We start from the raw sequence: 24,851 nt of genomic DNA, 5'->3' as shown, positions 1-24,851 counted from the left end.
GGGGTGACGAGAGTCAGACCACCGGTTCGAATGCGATACGCCGCTCGATCGGGTCGGCAAGCGTCAGGTGAAGCGTGACAGGCTGGCCGGGCAGGACACCGTTCGCCGGGATGCGGGCGACGACGGGCAAGTTGCGGAGCTGCACCTGCGTCCCGCGATCGTCGAGGTCGGTCGCGACCGCGGCGAAGGTCTCGCCCTCGCGCCCCTGGAGCATCGCCGCCTCCGCGAGATCGATCACCGCGCGGTCGATCTGGCCGCTCAGCATGTCGGCGCGCGCCATGGCCTTGGGGAGGCGGGGGAAGGCGTCGAGGGCGGCGGGCGGCACGGGTTTTCCGTTCGCCACCGCCAGCGCCGCCTCGACGACGTAGCGGTCGGCGAGGCGGCGGAGCGGGGCGGTCGCCTGCGCGTAGGTGGCGGCCATCGCGGCGTGCCACGGCACCTCGCCGTCGCGATACGGCGCGTAAGAGGCGCCGTTTCCGGCGCGACGGATCGCCAGCATGAAGGCGGCCTGACGGGGGTCTGCGGGGTCGAGGGTGCGTTCGTAGGATTCCAGCGGCGTTTCATCGGGCCAGGTCAGCCCGAGGGCGGTGGCGGTATGACGGAGGCGTTTTACGGCGCTTGCGTCGGGCTCGGCCATCACGCGGAACAGGCCGGTATGATGCGCCTGGAGCAGATCCGCGACCGCGAGGTTCGTCGCGAGCGACATCGCTGCGTTGCGCGCTTCGGATTCGAGGCGCGGGCGGAAAGCGAGCGCGAGGCGACCGTCCGCCCCGGCCGCGACTTCCTGTTCAGGCGGATCGACGCGCGCCGCGCCGCGCCGCGTTTCCGCTGCGGCGATGCGGCGGGAGAGCTCGGCGAAGTCGGGCGGCAGGTCGGTATCGCGGACGTTGTCATAGGCCAGCTTCGCCCGGCTGCGGATCCGCGCGCGCTCCACGCCGTCGATTTTCGCCGCGCCATCGGGGACGACGCGGACGGTGAAGACGATCGCGGGGCGGTCGCCATCGGGCAGCAGGCTCGCCGCGCCTTCGCTGAGCACGCGCGGATAAAGTCCGGCCTTGCCGTCGGGGAGATAGAGCGTCTCGCCGCGGCGCCAGGCTTCGGCATCGATGACGCCGCCATCATCGACGAACCAGGCGACGTCGGCGATCGCGTAGTGGAGCAGAAGGTCTGCGCCGGCGGGTTCGATCGTAAAGGCCTGATCGAGATCGGTCGAGGTCGCGGGGTCGAGGGTGACGAAGGGGATCGCGGTGCGATCGGCGTGGGCGGTGAGCGCGCGTTTCGCGGCGTCCGCTGCGGCGGCTTCCACTTCGGGCGGGAAGGCGGTGGGAAGCTGGTATTGGAGGCGGATTGCGGCGAGGCCGTCAGCCAGCGCGCGGTTGGGATCTTGGAGGGCCTTCATCGCGAAGGGGATAGCGGATTGGTGGGGTTAGAAAAGGGTTGGAGAACATTTGGGCCTAGTGCCGTCGCGGCAAAGCCGCCCTTCGACTGCCTGGCAAGGCAGGCGCTCAGGACAGGCTATGTCGGTCGCGGCCTTGCCGCGCCGGCCGCACTTGCGCGTCTTGGACGCAGCTTCGCTGCGGCCATGCGCGCTGCGCGTGAAAAGAGGTTGCCGAATGCTCCCGAAAGAACACCCGACAACCCCTAAACATGGTCAGCGGCCGGAGAGCTCCAGCCCGGAGGACCATGCGAGCCTCTGTTCCTGTGTCTCATCCGCGTTGATTGAAGGAGGATACCTCCCGCGGCGAAACGGCGGATTTAGAAGCGCGTCCCCCGAACGAACCGAACCGAACTCACTGCTGAACCATGAGACATCGGATCACCTCCTTTCGCTGGTTGATAAAGCCGTGATCTTGAAGACCACGACGCCAATGTGAGTCGAAAGATGGCGCGATACAAGTCTTGTTTTATGCGAAGTTTTGGAAGAGAATCACAGGTCTGCGCGACGTTCCGGATATAGCGTCAGCCGCGGCAATCCTCGGTCACCCGTTCGATCTCTGCCCAGGCCGGCACGACCAGCGTCGCTGCGCCCTGCTGCTCGACGATGAAGCGTCCGCGGCTGAACCCGATCGCATCGAGCAGCGGATCGCGCGCGGTGAGCGTCGCCGCGACATAGGCCGGCGCGCCGCCGGTCGGCTGGACGGCCAGCGCCCTTGTCGCGCTCGTCGTGCGGATCGTCATCGGGGTGAGCGCTATGCCGGGACGCGAGAGGTAAAGCTGGCGGCGCTGGAGGTCGCAGCGCAGGACGAGCGCGGCGTCGGCGCCCGCGGTGCCGAACTTGGCGACGCTGCCGCGTGGATCGCGGGCATAGGTCCAGGTGCCGGGGGTCAGCGGCCAGTCGCGCCAGTCCGACGATGCCGGCGGTGGGGCAGGTTCGGGCGCCGGTTCGGGTGCCGGGTGCACGACCGGCGGCGGCGTCGGCGCGGGTCGTGAGGGGATGCAGCCGGCGAGCATCGCGGCAATCGTCACGGCAAGCGGCCCGGCAATCCGGGCGACGGGGCGGGGGAACGGATACGCACGCATGCACGGTCTATGGGCGATGCGGCACGCTGGCTCAAGGCACGCGAACCGCGCGCCACCTTGCAGCGGACGCGGCACGGCGGAACCGTGCGCCTCGCCCGGCGGTTCCTGCGGCGAAACGACCGATTTGGAGATGACCGATGGCCGACGCCGCCCCCCCCACGCTGCTGCTTATCCAGGCGAACGTGACCGGCACGATGAAAGTCGAAAGCCGCGACGGCGACGCGGTGGGCACGATCCACGCGTTCGAGGTCCACAAGGGCTCCGGACGGGTCACCCATGCGGTGCTGAGCCTCGGCGGGTTTCTGGGCATGGGCAAGAGCTTCTATCCGCTGCCCTTCCAGCTGCTCACCTTCGATCCGGTGCGCGACCTGTATGTCGTGACGATCGACCGCCGCCTGCTGGAAGGCGGGCCGAGCTGGGCCAACAACGCGCCGGTTTTCGACCAGGCCTATGCCGACCGCGTGGCGAGCTATTACGGCGTCAATCGCGAAGATCTTGCGGCGGGATGATGCGCCCGAAGCGGCGCCTTGCGCGTTGAGCGCCAGGACGGAACGGGAGAGCGAGCATGAGCATCTTCGGCAAGATCAAGGACGCGATCTTCGGTCAGCGCGGTCCGCTGGGCGGTCAGTTCGGTGGACATAAGGACGCGCCCGCTGCCCCTGCACCCCAGTCCGCGCCAACCCAGGCGGCACCGCCTCCCGCTCAGCCGGCACCGGCTCCGCAAGCCGCACCGGCCGCGCCCCCGGCGCCTGTCGATGTCGAGGCGGTGCTGACCGGGATCGCGCAAAAAAAGGGCAATCCGGACCTCAACTGGCGCACGTCGATCGTCGATCTGATGAAGCTGCTCGACCTCGATTCGAGCCTCGACAACCGCAAGGAGCTCGCGACGGAGCTGGGCTATACAGGCGCCAAGGACGGATCGGCAGAGATGAACATGTGGCTCCACAAGGCCGTGATGCGCGAGCTGGAAAAGAATGGCGGGACGGTTCCCGCGAGCATGAAGGACTGATCCGCGATGACTGCCCAGCCGAAGACGCCCGACGAGGACAACGCCGTCGAGGAAACGATCGAGGAATTGTTCGTCGATCCCGATGCGCCCCAGCGGGGCAACACCACCCCGCCGCAGACGATCGACGCGGAGCCTGAGACGGACGAGGAGAGGCGCTGAGCCTCAGGCGGCGAATTTCGCTGCGTAGATTGCGGGACGATATCGTGGCGTCGGAACCGCGAACCCATTTTCCCGCGCCACCTCCAGCCAACCGCTTATGGCGTCGCCGACGTTGGTGAGTGCCTCTTGCGGACTCTCACCATGCGCCGAACATGGTCGCAAATCCGGCACGTCCGCGATCCAGCAAAGGTCATCGTCCGACCAGAAAAGGTTGATGTGATAATGGGGGGCGGTCATTCGTCCATGCTCAAGCCGTACTCGTCGATCATATCGAAAAGCTCGCGGACTTGATAGGGCTTGGCGTCCTTGCCGGTGGGCTGAACCGGGAAAGGGCGGGGAACGTTCGGGTGAGTATATTGGCGGTGGCTTCCCGATGTCCGCGCATGCTCAAATCCGAAGGCGCGGAGCAGACGTTCGAAGTCCCGAAAAGTGATCGTCGAACGGCGGTTGGAGAGTAGAGCCGCGTAGAGTTTTTCTATTTGAGTCACGACGGCATCGCCAGAAGAATGTCCAAGCGAAGCCACTCATCGTCGCCCGGACGGCGGGCGTGCCAGAATCGCAACCCGTTAACGTTGGTGCCGCTGATCGCACTTGCCGCAGCGGAGGGACTGGAATGTTCGCGTTCTTGCTCGTCATACCAGCGTCCTTCGCGAATCTTCGCCCGGAACTGTTCGCCCTTATAGCTTGCGCGCAAATCGGTTCCATTTGGCAGGTCGCCGCCGCGTAACGGAAATCCGCGTCCCGACGCCGTCGATCCGGATGCGGATAGAGCGCCCTGAACGCGATCGCTCACGGCCTTCTCGAGGTCGAGCATCTCGCGGAGAACGTCATTGTAATTGTGCGCTTCGCTTCGCCGCCGAGCCGTCAGCGCCTTGAACACGTCAAAATCAATCTCGATCTGCACAATCTATCTCCGCACTAAATCTCGTATAGTGCGTAAATAGACAAAGTGTCAACGCCGCGCGCCGCCCATCCGCATCTTCTGGCTCTTGCCATAGCGGGTCTTGCGGGTGCCGGGTTTGCCTTCGTTCGAGCGGCCCATCTGGGGCGCTTTTTGCTCGTGGACGGGTAGGCCCAGTTCCTCCTGCTCAAGCTGGCGGATTTCATCGCGGAGGCGGCCGGCTTCCTCGAATTCCAGGTCCGATGCGGCCTTGCGCATCTTCTTTTCCAAGTCCTCGATATAGGCGCGCAGATTGTGGCCGACCATGTGGGGCCGCTCGTCGTCGATCGGGACCGTGACCTGATCGCCCTGCGAGACGTCTTTGATAATGTCGCCGATGTTGCGGCGGATCGTCTGGGGGGTGATGCCGTTGGCTTCGTTATAGGCGACCTGCTTCTCGCGTCTTCGCCCGGTCTCGTTCATCGCGCGCTCCATCGATCCTGTCACGCGATCGGCATAGAGGATCACGCGGCCGTCGACGTTGCGCGCGGCGCGACCGATCGTCTGGATGAGCGAGGTTTCGGAGCGCAGGAACCCTTCCTTGTCGGCGTCGAGGATGCAGACGAGCCCGCATTCGGGAATGTCGAGCCCCTCGCGCAGCAGGTTGATGCCGACCAGCACGTCATAGACGCCCAATCGCAGGTCGCGGATCAGCTCAATGCGTTCCAGCGTCTCGACGTCGGAGTGCATGTAGCGGACCTTGAGCCCGGCCTCGTGCATGAACTCGGTGAGGTCCTCGGCCATGCGTTTGGTGAGGGTGGTGACGAGGGTGCGGTAGCCGGCCGACGCGGTCTTGCGGCACTCCTCGATGCAGTCCTGCACCTGCTCCTCGACCGGCTTGATCTCGACCGGCGGGTCGATCAGCCCGGTCGGGCGGATGACCTGCTCGGCGAAGACGCCACCGGTCTGCTCCATCTCCCACGAGCCCGGGGTGGCCGAGACGTAGGTGGTCTGCGGGCGCATCGCCTCCCATTCGTTGAACCGCAGCGGGCGATTGTCGATCGCGGAGGGCAGGCGGAAGCCATATTCGGCGAGCGTCAGCTTGCGGCGGTGATCGCCGCGCGACATGCCGTTGATCTGGCCGATGGTGACGTGGCTCTCGTCGACGAAGAGTAGCGCGTTTTCGGGGAGGTATTCGAAGAGTGTGGGCGGCGGCTCGCCGGGGAGGCGGCCGGTAAGGAAGCGGCTGTAATTCTCGATGCCCGCGCAACTGCCGGTCGCGGCGATCATCTCCAGGTCGAAATTGGTACGTTGTTCGAGGCGTTGCGCTTCGAGCAGCTTGCCCTCGGCGACGAGTTCCTTGAGGCGCTCGACCAGCTCGAACTTGATCGCCTCGCCCGCCTGCTTGAGCGTCGGCCCGGGGGTGACATAGTGCGAGTTCGCATAGACCCGCACCGAATTGAGCGAAGCGACCTTCTTGCCGGTCAGCGGATCGAACTCGACGATTTCCTCGATATCGTCGCCGAAGAAAGAGATGCGCCACGCGCTGTCTTCGTAATGCGAGGGGAAGATTTCGAGATTATCGCCGCGGACGCGGAAATTGCCGCGCGCGAAGGCGGCGTCGTTGCGCTTGTATTGCAGCGCGACGAGCTTGCGGACGATCTCGCGCTGGTCGACGCTCTGCCCCTTCTTCAGATCGAAGATCATCGCCGAATAGGTCTCGACCGAGCCGATGCCGTAGAGGCAGGACACCGACGCGACGATGATGACGTCGTCGCGTTCGAGCAGCGCGCGGGTGGCGGAGTGGCGCATCCGGTCGATCGCCTCGTTCACCGAGCTTTCTTTCTCGATGTACGTGTCCGACCGGGCGACATAGGCCTCGGGCTGGTAATAGTCGTAATAGCTGACGAAATATTCGACCGCGTTGTCCGGGAAGAACGACTTCATCTCGCCGTAGAGCTGGGCGGCGAGGATCTTGTTGGGCGCGAGGATGAGGGCGGGGCGCTGCAGTTCCTCGATGACGCTTGCCATCGTGAAGGTCTTGCCGGAGCCGGTGACGCCGAGCAGGACCTGGTCGCGCTCGCCGTCGCGCGCCGCGGCGGTCAGTTCCGCGATCGCGGTCGGCTGGTCGCCCGCGGCGACATAGTCGCTGACCAGCTTGAACGCCTTGCCGCCTTCGCCCTTGTCGGGGCGCGCGGGGCGGTGCGGCACGAAACTCTGGCCGGTTTCAGGCTCGTCGAGGCTGGTGCGAATCTGGATTGCCATAGATAGGGAATATGGGGCGCCCGCGCAGACGGTGCAACGAACGCAGGAGACACACGATGATCGGTTACGCGACGCTCGGATCGAACGACCTCGACAAGGCCCTGCCGTTCTACGACGCGCTGTTCGCGGTCGTCGGAGGCAAGCGGCTGATGCAGATGCCCGACGAGCGGCAGCTGACCTTTTATGGCAACGCGCCGAAGACGCCGATGGTCGCGATCGGCAAGCCCTATGACGGCGGCACCGCGACCGCGGGCAACGGCACGATGATCTCGCTGGCGATGGAAACGCGCGAACAGGTCGACGCGCTCTATGCCAAGGCCGTCGAGCTGGGCGGCGCGGACGAGGGCGCGCCAGGGCCGCGCGGGCCGGAGGCGATGGGCTTTTATGGCGGCTATTTCCGCGATCTGGACGGCAACAAGTTCTGCGCGTTCAAGATGGGGTGAAGCGTTGCGGGGGCGCGGCGTTTGCGATTGACGCGCGCTGCGCCTACCAGCGGCGGACATGACCACCGATACCGTCCCCGCCCGCCGCGTCCGCCGGTGGACGCCGCGCCGCGTCCGCGCTTTGATGCGGTCGCGCGGGCCGACCTCGCTCCAGTTCCGGCGGCGGATCGCGGTGCTGACGGGTGCGGTGGCGATCGGAATCGTCGCGGTCCTGTTTGCGAAAGCCGCCGATTTGCTGGGCGCGGCGTTCGGCGAGTGGGTCGATCGTAACCGCTATGCGCCGCTGGTCGTGACGCCGTGCGCGTTCGCGGTGTTCGTATGGGCGACGCGGCGCTTCGTGCCCTATGCGCGCGCATCCGGCATCCAGCAGGTGATCGCCGCACGGCACGATCCCGACGGGGCGACGCGCGGCCTCATTTCGCTGAAGACGGGGATCGGCAAGATTTTCCTGACGCTGGGCGCGATCGGGGTGGGCGCCTCGACGGGGCGCGAGGGGCCGACAGTGCAGCTCGCCGCGGCGATCATGGGCGCGACTCACCGGCTGCTGGGCGTGTCTCTGCGCGGCGCGGTGGTGATCGCGGGCGGGGCGGCGGGCGTTGCGGCGGCGTTCAACACGCCGCTTGCCGGCGTGATGTTCGCGATCGAGGAGCTGGCGGCTGCCTATGAGCAGAAAGTGACGCTGCTGGTCCTGTCGGCGATCGTCATTTCGGGCATGGTCGCACAGTCGCTCGCGGGCGATTACGTCTATTTCGGCGCGATCGGTGCGACGATGCCGATCGGGCCGGCGCTGGTGGTCGTGCCCGTCGCGGGGCTGATCGGCGGAGCGGCGGGCGGCTTGTTCTCGAAGTCCATGCTGTCGATCCTTGTCGGCGAGAATCCGGTGCGAAGCTTCGCGCGCGCCCGGCCGATCACCTTCGGGTTCCTCTGCGGCGTGGTGGTCGCGGTGCTCGGCGTGATGACGAGCCTGACATGGGGCACCGGCTATGCTTCGGCGCGCGCGATGATCGTCGGCGTCGATGCGCCGTTATGGTTCGGGCCGGCCAAGGCGCTGGCGACGCTGGCGACGGCGGTCGCGGGGCTGCCGGGCGGGGTGTTCGCGCCGTCGCTGGCAGTCGGCGCCGGCTTCGGCAATCTGCTGCGCGAGCTGTTCCCGAACGATCCGGCAAAGGCGGTCGTGATCCTGGGGATGGTCGCCTATTTCGCCGGCGTCGTCCGCGCACCGCTGACCGCGGTCATCATCCTGTCCGAAACCACCGCGAGCCGAGGCCTGATGCTGCCAATGTTCGCAACCGCCTTCATCGCAGACTGGGCGAGCCAGGCGGTGTGTCGCGAAAAGCTGTATCACGGCCTGTCGCGGCCGTTCCTTGCATCAGCGCAGGGCGCGGACGGCGGGAGTGTCGAGGCAGGCAAGCCGCGCGGCGCGGGATAGCGGCTTGACCGGCGCCGGTGGCGCGTAAGCGGAGACGTCCACCGGCTGGCCGATCCGCGCCGGTGCGAAGCCGGTCTGCCCGGTGCATTTCATCGCTGCCGCGAGCATCTTGGGCGGCGTATCCCACGCCTCGTAGCTGAGACGAAAGGTGCCCCAATGGATCGGGATCGCATGCGCGGCGCCGAGCCGGCGATAGACCTCCACCGCATCGACCGGGCCGATATGGCTGCCGATCCCCATCTGCCCGGGCACGAAGCGGAACGCGCCGATCGGGATGAGTGCGAGGCGGATGGGGCCGAGGCGTGCGGCTTCGGTAATCCATTGACCGTCGCCCATGCCGGTATCGCCAGCGAAGAAGATGTTGCCGCCGGGAAGGTGCACGATGAAGCTTGACCACAGCGCGCGGTTGCGATCGGTGAACCAGCGGCTCGACCAGTGGTGATTGCGGGTGACGACGACTTCGATGTTGGGCCGCACCTTGATGCGGTCGCCCCAGTCGAGCGCAGTCGCTTTCACAGCAGCCGCGCCGATGACGCTGTCGTTTCCGAGACTGGTGAGGATCATCGGGTGGTCTCGGTCCCACAGCGCTCTCAGCGTTTTCAGGTCCATGTGATCGTAATGATTGTGGCTGACGAGGATCAGATCGATCTTCGGCAGGTCGGTCAGCCGCACGCCGGGTTCTGCGACGCGTGCAGGGCCGAAACCGAACGGTCCTGCGGTGCGGCTCCAGACGGGGTCGGTAAGGATATTCAGGCCGCCCGTCTGGACGAGGACGGTCGCGTGGCCGATCCAGGTCGCGACCATGCGCTCGCCCATCACGCGCCGCTCGGGCTTGCTTGGTTGCACGGTGACGTGATCCGGCCAGACCGGGCGACCGTCATTGCCGGTCAGATATTTCCAGAAGAATCCCGCACGACTGCCGCCGGTCGGCATGCGGATGGTGTCGGAATCGCCATCGGGATTGAAGAATCGGTCGCCGTCATAATGCGGGCCGGGTGCCCCGTCATAATAGCGTCGGTCGAGAAAATGCGGGACGATGACGATCGCCAGCAGCGCGAGGATGAGCGCGATCCACAATGTCTTGCCGATCGCTTTCAGGATGGTCGTGAAAATCGCGCGGCCCCTTTTGTATCGGCGGGTGGCACAACGCAGCGCGCGCGGCAACGCTCCGCTTGCGCGGCGGTCGCGAACCGCTAGCGTCCGAGTGGATCAAAGGGGGACGGATATGCGGCGGATGATTCTCGCACTGGCACTGGCTACGGCGTTGCCGGTCGCGGTGCAGGCCAAGACGGTGCCGGTCGAGGAGCGCACGGTCGAGCAGTTGCAGGCGGAAATGACCGCAGGCCGCGCCTCAAGCGTCGATCTGGTGCAATCCTATCTCAAGCGGATCGCGGCGATGGATCGCAAAGGGCCAACGCTGCGTGCGATCATTGCGCTCAATCCCGATGCAATCGCGCAGGCGAAGGCGCTGGATGCGGAGCGCAAGGCGGGGCGCATTCGCGGGCCGCTCCACGGCGTGCCGATCCTCATCAAGGACAATATCGAGACGGCGGATCGAATGGCGACGACCGCGGGCAGCCTTGCACTCAAGGACAATGTGACCGGGCGCGACGCGCCGCTGGTCGCGGAATTGCGCAAGGCGGGCGCGGTGATCCTCGGCAAGACCAATCTCAGCGAATGGGCGAACATCCGTTCGACCCGGTCGATGAGCGGCTGGAGCGCGGTCGGGGGGCTGGTGAAGAACCCCTATGCGCTCGATCGCACCGCGTGTGGATCGTCGTCCGGCTCCGGCGCGGCGACCGCGGCGAGCTTTGCCGCGGCGGCGGTGGGAACAGAGACCGACGGCTCGGTCGTCTGTCCGTCCTCGATCAACGGGCTGGTGGGCTTGAAGCCGTCGATCGGGCTGGTGAGCCGCACCCATGTCGTGCCGATCAGCCACAGCCAGGACACGCCGGGGCCGATGGCGAAGACGGTGCGCGATGCCGCGATTCTGTTCTCCGCGATGTCGGCGGCGGACCCCGCCGATGCGGTGACGGCGGGAGCGGTGAAGAAGGACTATGCGGCGGGGCTGTCGGCAAGTGCCTTGTCCGGGCTTCGCGTCGCGGTGCTGCGGCCGGATATGACCCCCGATCTCGCGGCGAAGTATCAGGCGGCGCTGGATGTTCTGAAAGCGGCAGGGGCGGAACTGGTAGAGGTCACTGCGCCCAAGCTTGAGGGAATCGGCGATGCGGAACTGACCGTTCTCCAGACCGAGCTGAAGGCCGATCTCGACACTTATCTCGCGACGACGCCGGCCGCGGTGAAGACGCGCACGCTCGACGACGTCATCGCGTTCAATCGCGCGAACCGGGCGACCGAGATGCCGTATTTCGATCAGGAGACGTTCGAGGCGGCAGCGAAGACCAAGGGGCTGAACGATCCTGCCTACAAGGCGGCGCGCGCGAAATCGCTGAAGATGGCATCGGAAGCGATCGACGGGATGCTCGCCAAGGCGAGGGCGACGGTGCTGGTCGAGCCGACCTATGGCCCGGCCTGGCTGCAGGAACCGGTTTACGGCGATCAATATGGCGGGCCGTCCTCGTCGGAGCTGCCGGCGATCGCGGGCTATCCGAACCTGACGGTGCCGATGGGGCTGGTGCGCGGCCTGCCGGTCGGGCTGTCGTTCATCGCGACGAAGTTCGGCGAGGCGACGGTGCTCGGCGCGGGCTATGCCTATGAGCAGCGCGCGAAGGCGCGGGCCGCGCCGCGATATCTGCCGGGCGCGGATGTCGGGCCGGGGCTGGAGGGGGTGCGGTAGCGACTATTCGTTAGCCCTGAGCGAAGTCGAAGGGCGGGCTTCGACTTCGCTCAGCCCAAACGGGAGGGCGCTGCGATTCCCGAAACCCGCCATTGCCAGAGCATCAGCAGCGGCACGACGACCGTCTCCATGACCAGCCCAAGCTGATGCCCCGTCGAAGGCGCACCGACCTCGATCCAGGACAGCCCGCGCGACAGGCCGCCGACAAAAATCAGCCCGCCGAGCAGACGAAACCGCGCGCCCTTGCGCTCGATATCGGGAATGCAGCTGAGAAAGCCGATTCCGGTCGCGAAGAAGATGCCCGAGATATAGCGGAAATGGCTGTCCAGATCGCGTGGCACGTCTGTCAGATGGCCGAACGGCGCGGGGCCGTGGAGGATGCCCTGCGCGCCGACGATGAGCGGTAGCAGGCACGCGACGGCTACGACCACCTGCAGGAGGCGCTTCTCGATCATTCGTCCAGCTCCAGCAATTCACTCCGCACGCGCACCGCGGCGAGCGACACGCGCACCTCGACGATGAAGGCGATGAGGCTCGCGATCAGCAGCAGCATCGCGAGGATGAAGGTGACCGCGACGTAGCGGCCGATATGGAGCTTTGCGAGTTCGGCGACGAACAGCATCGCGACGACCGAGCAGGTCATCACCGCGCTCGCCACCGCCAGAAACAGGCCGTTGTTGATGACGGTGATCCGCCGGTCGAGCACGCGCAGTTCCCAGACATGGCGGTCATGCTCCGGGCCTTCGGAGCGCGGATGCAGCGTTTCCAGCGCGCGGACCCGGTCGACGACGCGCGCGAGGCGCCCCGCAAGCACGTTCAATAGCGCGCCGATGCCGGCGAGCATGAAGACGGGCGAGAGCGAGAGCTGGATCGTCTGGGCGATCGTCGAGACGGCGGGGGAAAACTGCTGCACGGCGGCCTGTGTGCCGTTCGCGCCGGTTTGGAGCAAGTCAAACCCGTTGGTAACCTCGGCTGCGCTAAATGCGAAAACGTCATGACCAAGCCGATGCCGCTCAGCGATTTCACGCGCCTGCCGCGCGCCATTCAGGGCGTGGTCGTGGATGGGCTTGCCGCCGCGATCGACACTGTGGCGGATGCGGGGCCGGCTTCGCACCGGTTCCTGCGCTACCAGTGGTTCGCGGCTGCTGTCGCTGCCTATGGCGGGCATCCGCGCACGCTGATCGTGACGGCCGAGGAGCGGCCCGTACTGGCGCTGCCCTTCGTCGCCACCGGGCCGAAGATGCTGAAGCTGGCGAGCGTGCCGGGCTGCTACTGGCCGTTCCGCAGCTTTGCGCTGGCAAGCGATGCGGGCGAGGATGTGCTGGGCGAGGCGCTGGCGGTGCTGTCGCGCCATGTCCGCGCGCTGCGTATCGGACCGGTCCACGATGATGATCCGAGCGTCGCGCCTCTGCTCCACGTGGCGCGCGCGCGTGGCTGGGCGGTGATCGACCGGTTCGTGGCGCAGAGCTATCTGCTCGACATGCGCGCAGCGCAGGCGGACGGCACATGGCCGCGCGGATCGACGCTGCGCAAGAACAGGTTCCACGAGAAGCATCTGGCCGACCACGGTGCGCTGAAGTGGAGCTTCGTGAACGGGAGCGACTGGCCGGAAGCGTTCGATGATCTCGCCGCCGTCGAGGCGAAGAGCTGGATCGCCGATCGTACCGACGGACGCGATGCGAAGTTCACCGCAAGCGGCCACGGCGCCTTCTGGCGCGCGGCGGCGTCCGATCCGGTGCTCGCCGCGATGATGCGGGCTGCGGTGCTGCGCGTGGACGGCGTGCCCGCCGCCTTCTCCTTCGATCTCGATGCGGGCGACCTGAAATACGCGGTCGCAAACAGCTACGATCCGACATTTGCGAAGCACTCGCCCGGCAAGCTGCTCTACTACCGCAATCTCGTCGATGCGCGCGCGCGCGGCGTAACGCGGGTCGATTGGGGGGCGGGCGACAGCGGCTACAAGCGCACGATCGGCGCGGAGGCGGGCCCGGTGATCCGAGACTGGCTGCTGCTGCGGCCGGGCTTTCCTGCGTTCGCCGGACGTTTGCTGGCGCCATTCTGGCGGCGCAGCGGCAACTGACGTCAGGACCGGCGATGCAGCGCCGCCGCCAGCAGCGGCTCCAGCCGCCTCGATCCCGGAATGCTCAGATGGTGGCTGTCGAAATAGAGCGGCGTGCCGTCGGCGAACCCCAGGCATTGGTTGCCCGGGCACAGCGCCTGTTCGGGATAGACACGGGTGAGATTGGGGTGCCGGCCGAGTCCGTCGAGCAGGGGAATCGCGTAGCGCTGCCGGTGAAGATACTGCGCCTCCGATACGCCGAACGAAGCGGGATGGCGTCCCTCTGCCGTCAGCCGCGCGATCGTTGACGGGATGTCATATCCCATTTCCGGCACGGGATAGATCAGCACGACATGCTTGTCCGCAGCGAGCAGCCGCGCGACCAGCGTGTAGAGTCCCCGGCGCAGGCCGCGTCGCGCCTCCGCCGTGAACTGCGGATAGCGATGCCCCGCGGCATCCTGCAGCACCGGCAGGTCGGCATTGTTCTCCGCCGGGCCGTAGCGAGTCGCGCGCCCACGCGAATAGAGCGACCAGCGCGCCGCGATGATGACGGTGGTGATTTCCGGGTGCGTCAGCACATAGTCCAGGCGGCGCTGGTTGCCGGCGATGCAATCGGCATCGGTCCCGACGCCGAGCAGCGGGGGACAGCGCGGAGTCGCGCCATAGACTGTGGCGGGGCCGGTGCGGGCAATGTCTCTGAGCGCGCCGTAGAGCGCGCCCGCATGTGAATCGCCCCACAGGAACAGCGTCGCACGGCGCGGATTGCCGATGGTGCAGGGCGATCCGGCCGCAAGCTGCAGCGCGGTCGCCGCGCACCGGTCCGCACGCGGATTCTGCGACCGCGCATAATTCTCCATCGTATCGACCGCCGGGGAGAAGCGGCCGGGGAATCCGCCCGAAAAATAGATGGTGCCTCCCGCAGCGGCACTCACCGCGGCGGTGGCCGCTGCGAGGCCGAAGACGCGGCGGCGTCCGTGCACGGCCGGGTCCTTCGGCTTGCGAAAGGGGAGCTCGATGAAGCGCCATGACAGGGCGCCGATCACAAACGATGCGGCGAGCAGCAGCAGCGACTGCGCAAAACTCGGCTCGTCGATGATGTAGTAGCTGAAGAAGACGATCAGCGGCCAGTGCCACAGATAGACCGAGTAGGAGATCAGGCCGATGAACACGAGCGGGCGGCTCGACAGGATTTGCCCCACGACGGTCTTTCCGCCTTCGCCCGCATGAATAACGAGCATCGCACCGGCGCAAGGGAGAAGCGCAGCGGCGCCCGGAAACGGCGTCGTCTCGGCAAGGGCGGTGACGGCAAAGAGGATGAGCGCAAGGCCCGCCAGCGCGGCGAACTCGCGCACATAGGCGTTGTCGATCCGGGGAATGGCGCCGAGCGCAAGCAGGCTGCCGCACAGCAATTCCCACATCCGGTATTGCGGCAGGTAGAAGACCGCCGATTGCGCGGCGCGGAGTGCGACGACGCTCGCGACGAACGACGCGAGCGCGATTCCACCCAGCACGGTGACCGTGTGGTGGCGGAACCGGTGGCGCAGCAGCATGAGGAGTGGCGGGAACAGCAGGTAGAACTGCTCCTCGATCGCGAGCGACCAGGTGTGGAGCAGCGGCTTTGCCTCGGCCGCTTCGAAATAGCTGCCCTGTTCCCACAGGAAGACATTGGACACGAACCCAGCCGCGCCGGCGACATTGCGCCCGAATTTCGCGAAATTGTCAGGCATCAGCAGGATCGCGGCGGCGATGGCCGCAGCCGCCAGCATTGCGAACAATGCCGGGAACAGCCGCCGGATACGGCGTTCGTAGAAATGCGCGATCGAGAAGCGCCCGGTCAGAATCTCGTGATCAATGAGCTTCGTGATGAGGTATCCGGAGATGACGAAGAACACGTCGACCCCGACGAACCCGCCCGCCGCCGAGCCGAGCCGTGCATGGAACAGCACGACCGCGATGACCGCCAGCGCGCGCAGGCCATCGATATCCGCGCGGTATGTCCCCGCCCGCGCTGATATGGGCGCGGGTCGGGGTCCGGCAAAGGGCGACGACACTGCAAACGGCATCGGGTTTCCCGGGGAGCTGGAAATCCCGCGCACCATGCGTGACCACGGCAAGAAAGGTAACGACCCCTGACGGGTTTGCCGCGGCTATTTTGCAGTAGCCCAGTGGGTTAGCGAGGGAGAGGCGGCTGGCCGTGCGGACCGAAATCCTCTCCTGGAAGGGGAGGTGGCGCGCTAGCGCCGGAGGGGTATCTCGCTATCGGCAGCGGGGACACCCCTCCGACAGCGCTGCGCGCTGCCCCCTCCCCTTACAGGGGAGGATCACCTGCTGACTAAACCCAGCCTTCGAGCACCTGATCGGGCGGGCGGTGTCCGTCGGCCCACATTCGGATGTTCGCCATCACCTTCTCGCCGGTCGCCATGCGCGCTTCGTAGGTGGAGGACGCGGTGTGCGGCATCAGGATGACGCCCGGCAGCGCCAGCAACCGCGGATCGATATGCGGCTCGTTCCAATAGACGTCGATCGCCGCACCCGCGACGGCGCGGCCTTCCAGCGCAGCGATGAGCGCGGCCTCGTCGATCACCTGCGCGCGGGCGGTATTCACCAGATACGCGCTCGGCTTCATCAGCGCGAGCCGGCGCGCGTCGATGAGATGTTCGGTCTGCGGCGTGTGCGGGGTGTGGATCGTCAGGATGTCGATTCCGCCGAGCATCGTATCGAGATCGGGCTGCCAGATCGCGCCGAGCTGCGCCTCCAGCACCTCGGGCAGACGGTGGCGGTTGTGGTAATGGACGCCGAGCCCGAACGCCCGCGCGCGCGCCGCGACTGCCTGGCCGATCCGCCCCATGCCGAGGATGCCGAGCGTCTTGCCGCCCACCCGGTTGCCGAGCATCCCGCCGGGACGCCAGCCGGTCCACTCGCCCGACCGCGCCAGCCGCTCGCCCTCCGCCAGCCGCCGCGGCAGCGCCAGGATCAGCGCCATCGCCATGTCGGCGGTATCCTCGGTCAGGACGCCAGGCGTATTGGTGACGATGATGCTGCGCGCGCGCGCCGCCTTCAGATCGATGTGATCGACGCCGTTGCCGAAGCTGGCGATGAGGCGAAGCCGGTCGCCCGCGCCGTCGATCAGGTCACCGTCGATCATGTCGGTGACGGTCGGCACGAGCACGTCGCAGTCCGCCATCGCCGCGGCGAGCTGATCGCGCGTCATCGGGGTGTCCGACCGGTTGTTCACCGTATCGAACAGCGCCTCCATCCGGTCCATGACCGCATCGGGCAGCTCACGGGTGACGATCACCCGGGGACGGGCGTTGCGCTTGGCCATGACGGTGGATTGGCGGAGCGGCGCGGGCGCGTCAACGCGGTTGATGGAAGCGGCTGCGGCGCGCTAGACGCTGGAGCGGGGTACGGTTCGCGTAACAGGGATGGACGGATGATGCGGCGATTGGCGTGGGCGGTGGCGCTCTTTGGGGTCGGCGGGGCGGCGATGCCGGTGCAGACGACGACCGCCTTCGCGGCGGAGGCGAAACGCAAGCCGCCCTATTTCGCGTCGATCGCCCCGACGCGGGCGCGGATGCGATCGGGGCCGGGGCGCACCTATCCCTCGACCTGGGTCTATATCCGCGCCGACCTGCCGGTGAAGGTCGTCGATCTCTACAAGGAATGGCGCAAGATCGAGGACCCCGGCGGGACCAGCGGCTGGATGCTCGGCACGATGGTCAGCGACCGGCGCACCGCGGTGGTGCAGGGCGGCATCGCCGAAATGCGCGACAAGGCGGGGTTCGGCGCGAAGGTCGTGTGGCGCGCGGAACCCGGTGTCATCGGGCGGATCAGCGAATGCGGCAGCGGCTGGTGCCGCTTCGACGTGAAGGGACAGGCGGGCTTCGTCGAGGCGAGTCATTTATGGGGCGTGGCGTCAGACGAGGTGATTCCTTGAGCTATCCCCCAAACACCGTTCGGGCTGCGCTTGTCGAAGCCCCGTATTTCCTTGCGAAGGAAGAACGGCACTTCGACAAGTTCAGTGCGAACGGATTGAGGTTGTGAGTCTTTCAATACCCGGCTTCAATCTCGACGCCTTCGTCGCGGCGACGCTGGCGGAAGACCTCGGCTCGGAAGGTCGCGACGTGACGTCCGAAGCGGTGATCCCCGCCGATGCGCGCTTTGCCGGGGTGATGGACACCCGCGATGCGATCGTCGTCGCTGGGATGGAGATCGCGGAGGCGTTCTTCCGCGCGCTCGACCCGGATGTTCGGATCGACCGGCTGGTGGATGACGGCCAGCAGGTGCCGAGCAGCGCAGACCTGATGCGCGTCGAGGGTTCCGCACGCGCGCTCCTCACCGCGGAACGATCGGCGCTCAACACCGTCCAGCATCTGTCGGGGATCGCGACGCTGACCCGCGCCTATGTCGATCGTATCCGCGGCACGGGCGCGACGCTGCTCGATACGCGCAAGACAATCCCCGGGCTGCGCGTGCTGGAGAAATACGCCACGCGGATGGGGCGCGCGGAGAACCACCGCATGGGGCTGTGGGATGCGGCGATGATCAAGGACAACCACGTCGCGGTCGCCGGCGGCGTCGGCGAGGCGGTTTCGCGCGCCAGGGCGGCGGGGATCGCGCGGATCATCGTCGAGGTCGATTCGGTCGATCAGATCGAACCCGCGCTCGCGGCGGGGGCGACGCATCTGTTGCTCGACAACATGACACCGCCGGTCCTGCGCGGCGCGGTGACACTCGTCGGCGGGCGGGTGCCGACCGAAGCATCGGGCGGGGTGACGCTGGAGACGATCCGCAGCATCGCCGAGACGGGGGTGACCTATGTCAGCGTCGGGCGGCTGACCCAGTCCGCGCCCGCGGCCGATATCGGGCTGGATTTCGTCGCAATTTGAGGCGATGCCTTGCGCACCGTTTTGAGGGGGGAACACCGTGCAGCGACCACCGTCGATCGTCCGTTACGAACAGCTATATCTCGCATCCGTCGTCATTTCGCTGATCGTCGGGCTGCTGACCTACGGGACCCGGGTCGATCTGCTCGCCGCGAACCCGCAGGTCGCGACCCTGGCGCAGCCGATCGTGCTCGGGGCGACCGCGATCGGCCTGCTCATCAGCGCGGTGCTGTGGTGGTATACCGCGCGGCAGCCGGGGATCGTCGCGAAGTGGATCGTCGTGGTGTTCGCGGCCTTCGCCGCGATCGGCGTGCTGCTCGCGGTGCCGACGCTGATGCGCGACGGCCCGGTGCCGGTCTATGCGATTGCGGCGGGGATTGTCGCGAACGCGCTCTACATCGCCGCGGCGGTGCTGCTGTTCCGTGCGGATGCGAAGCTGTGGTTTGGCGAGGCTCCAGACGGCGACGATGCGGAGGAGGCGGCGTGATCGTGCGCGGCGCGATCCTCGCAGCGATGCTGGCGCTGCCCGCGGTCGCGCAGGCGCAGGCCTATGAGTGCGCGATCCCCTCGAAAGTCCAGCGCGTCCGGCCGGACCTGCCGAGTGCCGAGCAGCCCAGACGCGTGCTGCCGATCGGCGGCTACACGCTCGCGATCACCTGGGCGCCGCAATATTGCCACGACCATGCGCGCGAGGCCTCGGCGCGCTTCCAGTGCAAGGCGGGCAACCGCTTCGGCTTCACCCTTCACGGCCTGTGGCCGGATGGTCGCGGCGCGGAATGGCCGCAATACTGCAAGGCGACCGCTCTCGTTCCGCAGCCGGTGATCCGGCGGACGCTGTGTTCGACCCCGTCGGCACAGCTGATCCAGCACGAATGGGCGAAGCACGGGACCTGTATGGCGGGCTATGATCCGGCGCGGTTCTTCCGGACCTCGACCGCGATGTACCGCCGCTTGCGCTACCCCGACATGCAGGCACTGTCGCGCACGCCGCTGACCGCGGGGAAGCTTGCGGCGGCGTTGGCGCGCGCGAACCCCGGCTTGCGCGCGGACGGGATGCGGATCACCGCGAACCGGCAGGGCTGGCTCGACGAGATCTGGCTCTGCCTCGATACGCGGATGCGGTATCAGCGCTGCCCGGCGCATCAGGGCGGTCTCGCGCCGAATGCGCGCGTGAAGGTGTGGCGCGGGGTGCGGTAGCGGGACGACGCGATTCCGTCACCCCAGCGAAGGCTGGGGTCTATGTCTGGTCGATGAGCCACCCGATAGAGACATGGATCCCCGCCTGCGCAGGGATGACGGAATCAGGATAGCCGCTCCGCCGTCGCGCGGATGAGGGCGATCATGTTGGGGATGCCCTGCGTCCGGTTCGAGCTCAGTTGCGCACGCAGATCGAAGGGGCTGAGGGCTGCATCGATATCGGTCGCGAGGATGGTGGCGGGGGCCCTGTCCTGCACCGCCGACAGAACGAGCGCGATGATGCCCTTGGTGATCGCGGCATTCGAATCGGCGAGGAAGTGGAGCGTGCCATCCTCGCGGGTTGTCGGATAGACCCAGACCGAGGCCGAGCAGCCGCGCACCAGCGTCGCGTCAGTCTTGAGCGCGGCGGGCATGTCCTCGAGCTCGCGGCCGAGTTCGATCAGCAGCCGGTAGCGTTCGTCGCCTTCCAGGAACTCATATTCGTCGCGGATGTCGTCGAGGGTGCGCATGGGGGGCGGGTAGCGCCTATTGCTCCGGTCGTCACCTACCAGACGATGCCGCTCCCCTCCCTGGAAGGGAGGGGTAGGGGTGGGTTGCTCTCCGTAGGCGGGACTCTCGTGGAAGCCGACCCACCCCCGACCCCTCCCTTCCAGGGAGGGGAGTTTTCGTCCTGCAGCGTGGACTTACAAATCCACGCCGGCCGCGATCGCTTCCAGCTTGCGGATGCGTTCCTTCAGATCGGCGATCTCGATCCGGGCGCCCGCACTCGGCGCGCCGGGCATCGCCAGATTCTGGGCCGGGGTGTGGTGATCGAGCTGCAGCTGTTGCAGCTGGAGCCAGCCGCGCCAGCCCGCCAGCATGGCGGTGGTGAGCATGGCGAGGCCAGCAAGGCTCGCCGCCGCCATGGTCAGGTAGAAAACGGGGTCGGACATCGCTGCCTTCTCCTCTTTCAGCGATCGCGCAGCCGCTCGATCTCCTGATCGAGATCGAGACTGCTGCGATTGTCGGTGATGACGCGCTCAAGCACCTGAACGCGGTCCTTCAAGGTGCGCACTTCGTCGCGCAGGCGCATGGTGTCGGCACTTTCGACCGGCTGGGCGTGTTCCCCGCGCCAGCTCTGGCCGGAGCGTGCCCGGGCTTTCATGACCCCGCCGATCATCGCGATCAGCACGATCAGGACCACCATCGTTTCGCCGTTGATCATTGCTCAAACCCTTCTGTGTGGCTTCGTTGGCGTGAAATTCAGTTGGGACGGTCTTCGAGCGCCGGCATGTCGCGCAGCCGTTCGATCTCGTCGGACAGGTCGATCCCCTTGTCGGTCACGATCCGCTCCAGCACGCGGACGCGCTGTTCCAGACGTTCGGTCTGCGCGGCGTATTGCGCGGCTTTCTCGGCGACCATCGATGCTTCCAGCTCCATCTTGCGGTGCTGGTAGGCGAACCAGGGCTTCAGGAAGACGCCGCCGAAGATCGCGAGCAGCCCGCAGGAGATGCCGAGGATCGGAATAAGAAAGGGGCTCATCGATCAGCCTTTCAATTGGTGCGATCGCGCAGGCGATCGATCTCGGTGGAAACCTGATGGCCGGTGTCGGTCACGATGCGCTCGACATTGGCGAGCCGGTCCTTGATCGAACCGAGCTCGGCGCGGAGCTGGGCGTTTTCCTGGCTCAGCAGCTTGATCCGTTCGACCGATTCCTCGTCCTTGCGGGGATATACTGCCTGCCCCCAGGCGCCGTCGAGCGGGTAGCCGTTCTTGATGCGCATCCAGGTGGTCAGGACCCATCCGCCGACCGCGATCCCGACGACGATGGCGATGATCGGCGCGATGCGCAGGACATCCATGAATATCGGCGACATGATCTTTTCTCCCCTCAGTTCCGGTCGCGCAGCGCGTCGATCTCGCGGGCGGTGCGCTCGGCGGGATCGGTGGCGATCCGTTCGAGGACCGCGATCCGCTCCTCAAGGCGGCTGACCTGGCCGGTCAGCTTCTCGTTTTCCCCGGTAAGCAGCATGATCTTGCGGGCGTCGTCGAGATTGCCGTCGTCGCTGGCGAAGCCACCGAACCGAGTCACCCGGCGGTGGCGCCGTCCGCCGAACCCGCCCCAGTCGCTGGTCGGCTCATAGCCGTGCTTCGCGCGGATCCAGTTGTTGATGATCCATCCCCCCGTCGAGATCGCGATGATCGCGAGGACAAAGGCCGGCCCGTGAAAGTCCATTGTGAAACTCCCCTAATGTGCCGCGGTCGGGATCAGCGCAGGCTGTCGATCTCGCTGGCGAGCCGGCTGTTGCGGCTGGTGTAGTGATATTCGATATCCGCCAGGCGCCGGTCGATGTCGCGCAGCTTGGAGCGGACCTCCCCGGTAGAGCGGCGCGGGTTGGACCGCACGCCCTGCCAGAACTTTGCGTCCTCCGGAGTCTCGTAGAGGCCGATCGGCCGTTCGGTCGCCATCCAGGCGACGAGCCAGTAGGCGATGAGCGTCCACGGAAAGCCGCCGGCGAGCGTCAGGATGACTGCGGCAAGGCGGACCCAGATGACCTCGATCCCCGTATAGTCGGCGATCCCGGCGCAGACGCCCTTGTATTTGCCGTCCTGCTTGTCGAGGTAGAATTTGGTGCGGCTGTCGGTCATCGATCAGTTCCTCCGGTCGGAGAGAAGGTCGTTCGCCTGGTAGCTGGCGAGGCCGGGCTTCCAGTCGGGATTGTCGGCGGCGACGATCCGCTCGACGGTGTTCACCCGGTCTTCGAGGCGGCGGGCGAGCTGATACATCTCGTCCAGCATCTTCTCGTCCTCGTCGGTGATCTTGGGCGCCTGCTTCCATTTCGTCACGTAGTGGAAGATCAGCCACGGCAGCCCGATGAAGAGCATCGCGCAGATGAAGACGGGGGTTGCGAAGTCTTCCATCTCAACCCTCCAGCTTGCCGGTGTTGCCGAGGCGCGCCTTCAAGGCGGCGAGTTCGGCGTCGACCTTGTCGCTGGCCTTCAGCTCGGCGAGCTCTTCCTCCAGCGTCTTGGGCGGCGCGCCGAGACCCAGCGCCTCGGCGCGGCCTTCGGCGGCATCGACGCGGCGTTCCAGGACGTCGAACCTGCTGAACGCCTCGTGCGTCTTCGGGCCGTTCCACATCTCGCGCAGCTTCACGCGGTTGTTGGCGCTTTCCAGACGGGTCGAGATGCCGTTCTGCTTGTTGCGCGCCTCGCGCAGCTTCGCCTGCAGCTTGGCGATGTCCTCTTCCGACGCGCGCAGCGCATCGTCGAGCACCGAGATTTCCGCGGAAAGCTGGTCGATCATGTCGGCCGCCTTCTGCTTTTCGACGAGCGCCGCCTTGGCAAGGTCCTCGCGACCCTTGGACAGCGCGAGCTCCGCCTTCTCGGTCCAGCTTTCCTGGAGCTGATCGAGCTTGCTCACATGGCGCCGCATTTCCTTCTGGTCGGCGATGGTCCGGGCTGCGGACGCGCGCACCTCGACCAGCGTCTCCTCCATTTCGAGGATGATCATGCGGATCATCTTCGCGGGGTCTTCCGCCTTGTCGAGAAGCTCGGCCATGTTGGCGGCGACGATGTCGCGGGTGCGGGAGAAAATGCCCATCTAGCGATACTCCGAAATTGCGGGTCTGGGTTTACACTGTCCGCCGGGGCAGAGCGAGGGCTGGCCTGCCCCGGCGGGACCGTTCACGCGATGACGCGAACGATGTGGTGGGTCGCATCCGCTTGTGCCGGGCCGACCGCGCCGACCACGCAGAGCGTGGAGAAGACGATGGTGCAGGCGATGGCGGCGAGGGTGCGGCCGATTTCGTTGGTCTTGAACATGGTGTGTCTCCTTGAACCTTGTTTAGCCGCTCCGCGGCGGGAACCTTGTGGCACCGCTTTGCGGCGGGTTGCCTGCTGCTTTGCAGGGGGCGTGCCAATTTTGAAATCGGCGGAAATCTGCGAGTTTTTGCGCCGCTGCGCGTTCAGCCAAACTTCAGGCTTGCCAATGTTTGGGATTTTGCGCCAAGCATCGGTTCATGGAGCGCGCAAGCCAGGTCATCGGCCAATCGGGGGTCTTTCTCGACGCGCTGGAGCGTGCGAGCCGCGCCGCCGCGCTCGATCGCCCGGTGCTGGTCATAGGCGAGCGCGGGACGGGCAAGGAACTGGTCGCGGAGCGCCTCCACCGCCTGTCGCCGCGCTGGGACCAGGCGCTGGTGGTGATGAACTGCGCGGCGCTTCCCGAAACGCTGATCGAGGCCGAGCTGTTCGGGCACGAGGCGGGGGCGTTCACCGGCGCGACCAAGGCGCGGGTCGGAAGGTTCGAGGAAGCGGATGGCGGCACGCTGTTTCTCGACGAGCTCGGCACGCTCTCGATGGGTGCGCAGGAGCGCCTGTTGCGCGCGGTCGAATATGGCGAAATCACCCGGATCGGATCGTCGCGGCCGGTGCGGGTCGACGTGCGCATCGTGGCGGCGACCAACGAGCATCTGCCCGACAAGGTGGAGGATCACAGCTTCCGCGCCGACCTGCTCGACCGGCTATCGTTCGAGGTGGTAACGCTGCCCCCCTTGCGCGCGCGTCGCGGCGACGTGCCAGTGCTCGCCGATCATTTCGGGCGGCGGATGGCCGCGGAGCTGGGGCGCGATCGCTGGCCGGGCTTCGGCCCGACCGCGCTCGACGCGATGGCGGAATATCGATGGCCCGGCAATGTGCGCGAGCTGCGCAACGCGGTGGAGCGCGCGGTGTATCGTTGGGAGGAGGAGGGGCCGATCGACCGGGTCGAGTTCGATCCTTTCGCCTCTCCCTATCGCCCCGCGGGTTCGGCTCATGCGGCGCCGTCAAAGGCCGAACCCGCGCCCGCGCTGCCGCCGAAAGACCAGGAGGACGAGCCGGTCGCGGCATGCGAGGCGGGGCCGTCCGACTTCAAGGCGCGGGTCGCGCGGTTCGAAAAGGAGTTGCTGCAAAAGGCGCTGGGCGAGCATCGCTTCAACCAGCGTTCGACGGCGGAATCGCTGGGACTGAGCTACGATCAGCTGCGCCACGCGCTCCGGCGGCACAACCTCATTTCGCACGGGGGGTGATCCTCTCCCGTTCGCCCCGATCAAAGTCGAGGAGCCTGTGCTTCGACTTCGCTCAGCACAAACGGGTTTTACTCGGCGCGACATGCAGACAAGACCGGTTGCGTAACGAGTTCGCGGGAGCCATTTGGGTTGCGTCGCGTTTCCCCTCGCGACCCGAAAATC

Annotated in this window: 32 protein-coding genes; 12 read left to right on the top strand and 20 right to left on the bottom strand. The window is 66.6% G+C overall.

Annotated elements, in window-relative coordinates; genetic code table 11:
• Window positions 1-13: 13 nt before the first annotated feature.
• Both BOS5A_RS00895 and BOS5A_RS00890 read right to left on the bottom strand, forming a co-directional pair.
• Window positions 14-1,399, bottom strand: a complete 1,386-nt coding sequence (locus tag BOS5A_RS00895) for an RNB domain-containing ribonuclease (RefSeq protein WP_151953337.1) — start codon at window positions 1,397-1,399, stop codon at window positions 14-16.
• 560 nt (window positions 1,400-1,959) lie between these two features.
• A complete protein-coding gene (locus BOS5A_RS00890) occupies window positions 1,960-2,520 on the bottom strand; it encodes a hypothetical protein (protein WP_151953336.1) in 561 nt (186 codons plus the stop codon).
• A gap of 137 nt (window positions 2,521-2,657) precedes the next feature.
• Between BOS5A_RS00890 and BOS5A_RS00885 the strand changes: the two genes are divergently transcribed.
• The 3 genes from BOS5A_RS00885 to BOS5A_RS00875 are packed head-to-tail and all read left to right on the top strand — an operon-like array spanning window position 2,658 to window position 3,688.
• Complete coding sequence (locus BOS5A_RS00885) at window positions 2,658-3,029, top strand: PRC-barrel domain-containing protein (RefSeq protein WP_151953335.1); 372 nt, start codon at window positions 2,658-2,660, stop codon at window positions 3,027-3,029.
• Window positions 3,030-3,085: 56 nt separating this feature from the next.
• Window positions 3,086-3,529 (top strand): DUF3597 domain-containing protein, encoded by a 444-nt coding sequence (locus BOS5A_RS00880; protein WP_151953334.1) that lies wholly within the window; start codon window positions 3,086-3,088, stop codon window positions 3,527-3,529.
• Between the two features lie 6 nt (window positions 3,530-3,535).
• Window positions 3,536-3,688, top strand: a complete 153-nt coding sequence (locus BOS5A_RS00875) for a hypothetical protein (RefSeq protein ID WP_199857155.1) — start codon at window positions 3,536-3,538, stop codon at window positions 3,686-3,688.
• A 233-nt stretch (window positions 3,689-3,921) separates the two neighbouring features.
• On the opposite strand, the gene BOS5A_RS00870 is transcribed toward BOS5A_RS00875, so the two are convergent.
• The 3 genes from BOS5A_RS00870 to uvrB are packed head-to-tail and all read right to left on the bottom strand — an operon-like array spanning window position 3,922 to window position 6,833.
• Window positions 3,922-4,176: a type II toxin-antitoxin system HicA family toxin gene (locus tag BOS5A_RS00870; protein ID WP_151953332.1), complete on the bottom strand. Its 255-nt coding sequence runs from the start codon at window positions 4,174-4,176 to the stop codon at window positions 3,922-3,924.
• Complete coding sequence (locus BOS5A_RS00865) at window positions 4,173-4,592, bottom strand: DUF4357 domain-containing protein (protein ID WP_151953331.1); 420 nt, start codon at window positions 4,590-4,592, stop codon at window positions 4,173-4,175. The genes BOS5A_RS00870 and BOS5A_RS00865 overlap by 4 nt, the downstream gene beginning before the upstream one ends.
• A gap of 48 nt (window positions 4,593-4,640) precedes the next feature.
• Window positions 4,641-6,833 (bottom strand): excinuclease ABC subunit UvrB, encoded by a 2,193-nt coding sequence (gene uvrB, locus BOS5A_RS00860; RefSeq protein ID WP_151953330.1) that lies wholly within the window; start codon window positions 6,831-6,833, stop codon window positions 4,641-4,643.
• Between the two features lie 56 nt (window positions 6,834-6,889).
• Here uvrB and BOS5A_RS00855 point away from each other — a divergent pair, with 56 nt between their 5' ends.
• Together BOS5A_RS00855 and BOS5A_RS00850 are read left to right on the top strand one after the other, a co-directional pair.
• Window positions 6,890-7,276: a VOC family protein gene (locus BOS5A_RS00855; RefSeq protein ID WP_151953329.1), complete on the top strand. Its 387-nt coding sequence runs from the start codon at window positions 6,890-6,892 to the stop codon at window positions 7,274-7,276.
• Between the two features lie 58 nt (window positions 7,277-7,334).
• Window positions 7,335-8,705: a chloride channel protein gene (locus BOS5A_RS00850; RefSeq protein WP_151953328.1), complete on the top strand. Its 1,371-nt coding sequence runs from the start codon at window positions 7,335-7,337 to the stop codon at window positions 8,703-8,705.
• On the opposite strand, the gene BOS5A_RS00845 is transcribed toward BOS5A_RS00850, so the two are convergent.
• Window positions 8,646-9,782 carry an MBL fold metallo-hydrolase gene (locus BOS5A_RS00845; protein ID WP_442800489.1) on the bottom strand — a complete coding sequence of 379 codons (1,137 nt, stop codon included), beginning with the start codon at window positions 9,780-9,782 and terminating at the stop codon, window positions 8,646-8,648. The two genes, BOS5A_RS00850 and BOS5A_RS00845, sit on opposite strands and share 60 nt — an antisense overlap.
• Before the next feature lie 148 nt (window positions 9,783-9,930).
• On the opposite strand from BOS5A_RS00845, the gene BOS5A_RS00840 reads away from it, so the two are divergent.
• Window positions 9,931-11,502 (top strand): amidase, encoded by a 1,572-nt coding sequence (locus BOS5A_RS00840; RefSeq protein ID WP_151953327.1) that lies wholly within the window; start codon window positions 9,931-9,933, stop codon window positions 11,500-11,502.
• Between the two features lie 50 nt (window positions 11,503-11,552).
• Here BOS5A_RS00840 and BOS5A_RS00835 read toward each other — a convergent pair whose 3' ends face one another.
• Together BOS5A_RS00835 and BOS5A_RS00830 are read right to left on the bottom strand one after the other, a co-directional pair.
• Window positions 11,553-11,957: a DUF4345 domain-containing protein gene (locus BOS5A_RS00835; RefSeq protein ID WP_151953326.1), complete on the bottom strand. Its 405-nt coding sequence runs from the start codon at window positions 11,955-11,957 to the stop codon at window positions 11,553-11,555.
• Window positions 11,954-12,451 carry a DUF2721 domain-containing protein gene (locus BOS5A_RS00830; protein WP_234419133.1) on the bottom strand — a complete coding sequence of 166 codons (498 nt, stop codon included), beginning with the start codon at window positions 12,449-12,451 and terminating at the stop codon, window positions 11,954-11,956. Before BOS5A_RS00830 ends, BOS5A_RS00835 begins: the two co-directional genes overlap by 4 nt.
• Before the next feature lie 45 nt (window positions 12,452-12,496).
• On the opposite strand from BOS5A_RS00830, the gene BOS5A_RS00825 reads away from it, so the two are divergent.
• The gene (locus tag BOS5A_RS00825; protein WP_151953325.1) at window positions 12,497-13,582 is read left to right on the top strand and encodes a GNAT family N-acetyltransferase; all 1,086 of its coding nucleotides are present in this window, start codon (window positions 12,497-12,499) and stop codon (window positions 13,580-13,582) included.
• A 2-nt stretch (window positions 13,583-13,584) separates the two neighbouring features.
• Here BOS5A_RS00825 and BOS5A_RS00820 read toward each other — a convergent pair whose 3' ends face one another.
• Both BOS5A_RS00820 and BOS5A_RS00815 read right to left on the bottom strand, forming a co-directional pair.
• Entirely contained in the window at window positions 13,585-15,624 is a 2,040-nt protein-coding gene (locus tag BOS5A_RS00820; RefSeq protein WP_199857154.1) for an acyltransferase family protein, read from the bottom strand.
• Window positions 15,625-15,893: 269 nt separating this feature from the next.
• Window positions 15,894-16,886, bottom strand: coding sequence for a 2-hydroxyacid dehydrogenase (locus tag BOS5A_RS00815; RefSeq protein ID WP_151953323.1), 993 nt, complete (start codon window positions 16,884-16,886; stop codon window positions 15,894-15,896).
• A 108-nt stretch (window positions 16,887-16,994) separates the two neighbouring features.
• Here BOS5A_RS00815 and BOS5A_RS00810 point away from each other — a divergent pair, with 108 nt between their 5' ends.
• The 4 genes from BOS5A_RS00810 (at window position 16,995) to BOS5A_RS00795 (ending at window position 19,644) form a co-directional block, all read left to right on the top strand.
• Entirely contained in the window at window positions 16,995-17,498 is a 504-nt protein-coding gene (locus BOS5A_RS00810; protein ID WP_325058512.1) for an SH3 domain-containing protein, read from the top strand.
• 103 nt (window positions 17,499-17,601) lie between these two features.
• Complete coding sequence (gene nadC, locus BOS5A_RS00805; RefSeq protein WP_151953322.1) at window positions 17,602-18,450, top strand: carboxylating nicotinate-nucleotide diphosphorylase; 849 nt, start codon at window positions 17,602-17,604, stop codon at window positions 18,448-18,450.
• A gap of 37 nt (window positions 18,451-18,487) precedes the next feature.
• On the top strand, window positions 18,488-18,934 hold the full coding sequence (locus tag BOS5A_RS00800) for a hypothetical protein (protein ID WP_151953321.1): 447 nt from the start codon (window positions 18,488-18,490) through the stop codon (window positions 18,932-18,934).
• Window positions 18,935-18,960: 26 nt separating this feature from the next.
• Window positions 18,961-19,644 (top strand): ribonuclease T2 family protein, encoded by a 684-nt coding sequence (locus BOS5A_RS00795; RefSeq protein ID WP_151953433.1) that lies wholly within the window; start codon window positions 18,961-18,963, stop codon window positions 19,642-19,644.
• Between the two features lie 104 nt (window positions 19,645-19,748).
• Here BOS5A_RS00795 and BOS5A_RS00790 read toward each other — a convergent pair whose 3' ends face one another.
• The 10 genes from BOS5A_RS00790 to BOS5A_RS00745 all read right to left on the bottom strand — a co-directional run bounded on the left by BOS5A_RS00790 (window position 19,749) and on the right by BOS5A_RS00745 (window position 23,448).
• On the bottom strand, window positions 19,749-20,153 hold the full coding sequence (locus BOS5A_RS00790; protein ID WP_151953320.1) for a SufE family protein: 405 nt from the start codon (window positions 20,151-20,153) through the stop codon (window positions 19,749-19,751).
• A gap of 174 nt (window positions 20,154-20,327) precedes the next feature.
• Window positions 20,328-20,576, bottom strand: a complete 249-nt coding sequence (locus tag BOS5A_RS00785) for a hypothetical protein (RefSeq protein WP_151953319.1) — start codon at window positions 20,574-20,576, stop codon at window positions 20,328-20,330.
• A gap of 17 nt (window positions 20,577-20,593) precedes the next feature.
• Entirely contained in the window at window positions 20,594-20,848 is a 255-nt protein-coding gene (locus BOS5A_RS00780) for a hypothetical protein (RefSeq protein WP_234419132.1), read from the bottom strand.
• 38 nt (window positions 20,849-20,886) lie between these two features.
• Window positions 20,887-21,165, bottom strand: a complete 279-nt coding sequence (locus BOS5A_RS00775; RefSeq protein ID WP_151953318.1) for a hypothetical protein — start codon at window positions 21,163-21,165, stop codon at window positions 20,887-20,889.
• A gap of 11 nt (window positions 21,166-21,176) precedes the next feature.
• Entirely contained in the window at window positions 21,177-21,500 is a 324-nt protein-coding gene (locus BOS5A_RS00770) for a hypothetical protein (protein WP_151953317.1), read from the bottom strand.
• Between the two features lie 14 nt (window positions 21,501-21,514).
• Window positions 21,515-21,859 carry a hypothetical protein gene (locus tag BOS5A_RS00765; protein ID WP_151953316.1) on the bottom strand — a complete coding sequence of 115 codons (345 nt, stop codon included), beginning with the start codon at window positions 21,857-21,859 and terminating at the stop codon, window positions 21,515-21,517.
• 32 nt (window positions 21,860-21,891) lie between these two features.
• A complete protein-coding gene (gene pspC, locus BOS5A_RS00760; RefSeq protein ID WP_151953315.1) occupies window positions 21,892-22,272 on the bottom strand; it encodes an envelope stress response membrane protein PspC in 381 nt (126 codons plus the stop codon).
• A 3-nt stretch (window positions 22,273-22,275) separates the two neighbouring features.
• Window positions 22,276-22,545 (bottom strand): envelope stress response membrane protein PspB, encoded by a 270-nt coding sequence (pspB, locus tag BOS5A_RS00755; protein WP_151953314.1) that lies wholly within the window; start codon window positions 22,543-22,545, stop codon window positions 22,276-22,278.
• A 1-nt stretch (window position 22,546) separates the two neighbouring features.
• Window positions 22,547-23,227, bottom strand: coding sequence for a phage shock protein PspA (gene pspA, locus BOS5A_RS00750; RefSeq protein ID WP_151953313.1), 681 nt, complete (start codon window positions 23,225-23,227; stop codon window positions 22,547-22,549).
• Window positions 23,228-23,310: 83 nt separating this feature from the next.
• Window positions 23,311-23,448 (bottom strand): hypothetical protein, encoded by a 138-nt coding sequence (locus tag BOS5A_RS00745; RefSeq protein ID WP_199857153.1) that lies wholly within the window; start codon window positions 23,446-23,448, stop codon window positions 23,311-23,313.
• A gap of 197 nt (window positions 23,449-23,645) precedes the next feature.
• Here BOS5A_RS00745 and pspF point away from each other — a divergent pair, with 197 nt between their 5' ends.
• Entirely contained in the window at window positions 23,646-24,689 is a 1,044-nt protein-coding gene (gene pspF, locus BOS5A_RS00740) for a phage shock protein operon transcriptional activator (RefSeq protein ID WP_151953312.1), read from the top strand.
• Window positions 24,690-24,851: the final 162 nt, after the last annotated feature.

It is taken from the genome of Sphingomonas sp. EC-HK361, from assembly GCF_902498785.1.
GTDB lineage: Bacteria > Pseudomonadota > Alphaproteobacteria > Sphingomonadales > Sphingomonadaceae > Sphingomonas.
The sequence above is the reverse complement of the archived record's forward strand: the minus strand, read 5'-3'. Positions and strand labels throughout refer to the sequence as shown.

What these genes read in the sequence shown, in the direction of transcription:
- BOS5A_RS00895 (WP_151953337.1), bottom strand. Translation starts at nt 1,399, where the DNA reads ATGAAGGCCCTCCAAGATCCCAACCGCGCGCTGGCTGACGGCCTCGCC.
- BOS5A_RS00890 (WP_151953336.1), bottom strand. Translation starts at nt 2,520, where the DNA reads ATGCGTGCGTATCCGTTCCCCCGCCCCGTCGCCCGGATTGCCGGGCCG.
- BOS5A_RS00885 (WP_151953335.1), top strand. Translation starts at nt 2,658, where the DNA reads ATGGCCGACGCCGCCCCCCCCACGCTGCTGCTTATCCAGGCGAACGTG.
- BOS5A_RS00880 (WP_151953334.1), top strand. Translation starts at nt 3,086, where the DNA reads ATGAGCATCTTCGGCAAGATCAAGGACGCGATCTTCGGTCAGCGCGGT.
- BOS5A_RS00875 (WP_199857155.1), top strand. Translation starts at nt 3,536, where the DNA reads ATGACTGCCCAGCCGAAGACGCCCGACGAGGACAACGCCGTCGAGGAA.
- uvrB (WP_151953330.1), bottom strand. Translation starts at nt 6,833, where the DNA reads ATGGCAATCCAGATTCGCACCAGCCTCGACGAGCCTGAAACCGGCCAG.
- BOS5A_RS00855 (WP_151953329.1), top strand. Translation starts at nt 6,890, where the DNA reads ATGATCGGTTACGCGACGCTCGGATCGAACGACCTCGACAAGGCCCTG.
- BOS5A_RS00850 (WP_151953328.1), top strand. Translation starts at nt 7,335, where the DNA reads ATGACCACCGATACCGTCCCCGCCCGCCGCGTCCGCCGGTGGACGCCG.
- BOS5A_RS00840 (WP_151953327.1), top strand. Translation starts at nt 9,931, where the DNA reads ATGCGGCGGATGATTCTCGCACTGGCACTGGCTACGGCGTTGCCGGTC.
- BOS5A_RS00835 (WP_151953326.1), bottom strand. Translation starts at nt 11,957, where the DNA reads ATGATCGAGAAGCGCCTCCTGCAGGTGGTCGTAGCCGTCGCGTGCCTG.
- BOS5A_RS00825 (WP_151953325.1), top strand. Translation starts at nt 12,497, where the DNA reads ATGACCAAGCCGATGCCGCTCAGCGATTTCACGCGCCTGCCGCGCGCC.
- BOS5A_RS00820 (WP_199857154.1), bottom strand. Translation starts at nt 15,624, where the DNA reads ATGCCGTTTGCAGTGTCGTCGCCCTTTGCCGGACCCCGACCCGCGCCC.
- BOS5A_RS00815 (WP_151953323.1), bottom strand. Translation starts at nt 16,886, where the DNA reads ATGGCCAAGCGCAACGCCCGTCCCCGGGTGATCGTCACCCGTGAGCTG.
- BOS5A_RS00810 (WP_325058512.1), top strand. Translation starts at nt 16,995, where the DNA reads ATGATGCGGCGATTGGCGTGGGCGGTGGCGCTCTTTGGGGTCGGCGGG.
- BOS5A_RS00795 (WP_151953433.1), top strand. Translation starts at nt 18,961, where the DNA reads ATGCTGGCGCTGCCCGCGGTCGCGCAGGCGCAGGCCTATGAGTGCGCG.
- BOS5A_RS00790 (WP_151953320.1), bottom strand. Translation starts at nt 20,153, where the DNA reads ATGCGCACCCTCGACGACATCCGCGACGAATATGAGTTCCTGGAAGGC.
- BOS5A_RS00785 (WP_151953319.1), bottom strand. Translation starts at nt 20,576, where the DNA reads ATGTCCGACCCCGTTTTCTACCTGACCATGGCGGCGGCGAGCCTTGCT.
- BOS5A_RS00780 (WP_234419132.1), bottom strand. Translation starts at nt 20,848, where the DNA reads ATGATCAACGGCGAAACGATGGTGGTCCTGATCGTGCTGATCGCGATG.
- BOS5A_RS00775 (WP_151953318.1), bottom strand. Translation starts at nt 21,165, where the DNA reads ATGAGCCCCTTTCTTATTCCGATCCTCGGCATCTCCTGCGGGCTGCTC.
- BOS5A_RS00770 (WP_151953317.1), bottom strand. Translation starts at nt 21,500, where the DNA reads ATGTCGCCGATATTCATGGATGTCCTGCGCATCGCGCCGATCATCGCC.
- BOS5A_RS00765 (WP_151953316.1), bottom strand. Translation starts at nt 21,859, where the DNA reads ATGGACTTTCACGGGCCGGCCTTTGTCCTCGCGATCATCGCGATCTCG.
- pspC (WP_151953315.1), bottom strand. Translation starts at nt 22,272, where the DNA reads ATGACCGACAGCCGCACCAAATTCTACCTCGACAAGCAGGACGGCAAA.
- pspB (WP_151953314.1), bottom strand. Translation starts at nt 22,545, where the DNA reads ATGGAAGACTTCGCAACCCCCGTCTTCATCTGCGCGATGCTCTTCATC.
- pspA (WP_151953313.1), bottom strand. Translation starts at nt 23,227, where the DNA reads ATGGGCATTTTCTCCCGCACCCGCGACATCGTCGCCGCCAACATGGCC.
- BOS5A_RS00745 (WP_199857153.1), bottom strand. Translation starts at nt 23,448, where the DNA reads ATGTTCAAGACCAACGAAATCGGCCGCACCCTCGCCGCCATCGCCTGC.
- pspF (WP_151953312.1), top strand. Translation starts at nt 23,646, where the DNA reads ATGGAGCGCGCAAGCCAGGTCATCGGCCAATCGGGGGTCTTTCTCGAC.